We start from the raw sequence: 1,725 nt of genomic DNA on the forward strand, positions 1-1,725 counted from the left end.
CGTCGGGGCGGCGGGCGTGGCGGCGTGCTGCTGGGCGGGCGGGGTTTCGGTCGTGGCCCGCGCAGGGGGCGCTACCCAGGGATCCCACGGCCGCGCGGACGCCCGGTCGGACAGGGTCGCCGCGCGCTGCTCCAACTCGGCCACTCTGCGGCGCAGTTCGGTGATCCGGCTGGAGATCCGAGCGTAGTAGTCCTGGGCCCAGGCCAGTTCGCTCTCGACGGCCCGCCGTTCGGCCGGGTCGGCGCTCGCGGCCTGGAACTCGTGTATCTGCCGCAGGCGTTGCGCGGCCTGCTGCTGCTCCCAGCGCAGCAGCCGCAGCCGTTCGGTGAGCAGGGGGTGTGCGCCCGGGGCGCGGTCGTGGGCCCGGACGGAGGCGTCGTACAGCAGGCGGGCGCGGACGTGCTCGCGGCGGGCGGCATCCGGGCCATGGACGGCGGCGAGATCCTCGAGCAGGGACGCGACCACGTCCCACGGCGGCACCTCCCGGCCCTCCAGGCAGGCGCGCATCCCCTCCTCGTCGTGCCGCCGGAACTCGCGGAACCAGGTGCCGTCCCGGTCGACGGCCGGCACGACCGCCGCGTTGAGGTACTGCGCGAAGTGCTGCATCTCCCGGGGAAGTTCCGTCAGCCCCGCCATGGCCCTCACATCCGCCCCTGTCTGCTGGTTTCGTCCCGAAAGGCACACAACACCAGGGTTGTTACGCGCCCGCTACGCGGGCTTTGCCGACGTGCTTCCACCCCCGCATGTCCATGCTCGGCGCGTGATGCCGCTCGCAGCCGTCCCTGTCCCGGCGGTCCGACGACGGCAGGCGGCATGCTTCGGTTGGCACGCAGGGCCGCTGAGTATGCGTCAGCGACGGACGATGCCTCGCTCCTGACCGGGACCGTTCGGCGAGTTCCGCCGGCGCCGTCCCGCCCGGAAGCAGGCCGCGCCCGCCGGTGACCGTCCGTCCGGGCCGGTGCAGCCGGGGGCCTCGTACGGCTCGACGCGCTGAGGCGCCGAGGCGACGGCCGTGAAGGTGCCCGCGCCGTCGTCGGCACCCGGACGCCGGACGACCTCGACATCGGTGCGCGCCGTCCCCGGCGATCGACGGCCGTGGACGGCACGATGGGCCGTTTCCGTCCCGAAGCGGCCCCGAGGAGGGGCACTTCGCGGAGGGGCGGCCTACTTCACGTGAAAGAAGCCGTACCAGACGTGGCGGGTCCACGGCCGGTAGAAGCCCACGCCCTTTCCGGGATGCTCGGCTTCCAGCCAGGTGTGCCGGTTGACGTAGATCCCGACGTGGTAGACGTGGCCGCTCGCGTCGTGCACGAAGAACAGGTCGCCGGGCTTGGGGTGGCGGGTGTGGTGCGCGGCGCGGAACTGGGCCGCGGCAGTCCGCGGGATGCGGACGTGGAGCCTGGCGAACACGTACTTGGTGAAGCCCGAGCAGTCGAACCCGGTGCGGGGGTGGTTGCCTCCCCACACGAACGGCACTCCCCGGTAGCGCGCGCCCATGGCGATGATCCGCGCCCCGGGCGAGTGCACGGTGTGCGCGGGGCGCGCGACGGCGCCGGCCGGGAAGGCGACCTGGGCGATCGGTAAGGACACCGCGAGCGCGAGTCCGGCGATGGTCCTCTTCATGAAGGCACTCCCGTGGCTACTCGATGTCGGTTGTCACCCGGGTCGGCTCCCGGCCGTGGAGGGGACGGCTGCGCCCGACGCTGCCCGCGCCCTTGCCGCGGC

The 1,725-nt window shown here is 73.5% G+C and carries 1 protein-coding gene and 1 pseudogene; both read right to left on the minus strand.

The features are described from left to right. Positions 1-636, minus strand: a pseudogene (locus ACFP3V_RS31515) (hypothetical protein); the annotation flags it as partial. A gap of 528 nt (positions 637-1,164) precedes the next feature. After that, positions 1,165-1,623, minus strand: a complete 459-nt coding sequence (locus tag ACFP3V_RS31520) for a C40 family peptidase (protein WP_380591173.1) — start codon at positions 1,621-1,623, stop codon at positions 1,165-1,167. Between the last annotated feature and the right edge of the window lie 102 nt (positions 1,624-1,725).

Origin of the sequence: Streptacidiphilus monticola (assembly GCF_042658505.1) — a bacterium.
Taxonomy (GTDB): Bacteria; Actinomycetota; Actinomycetes; order Streptomycetales; family Streptomycetaceae; genus Streptacidiphilus; species Streptacidiphilus monticola.

Excerpts from the sequence above, each read along its gene's own strand:
- ACFP3V_RS31520 (WP_380591173.1), bottom strand. The coding sequence starts at position 1,623 with ATGAAGAGGACCATCGCCGGACTCGCGCTCGCGGTGTCCTTACCGATC.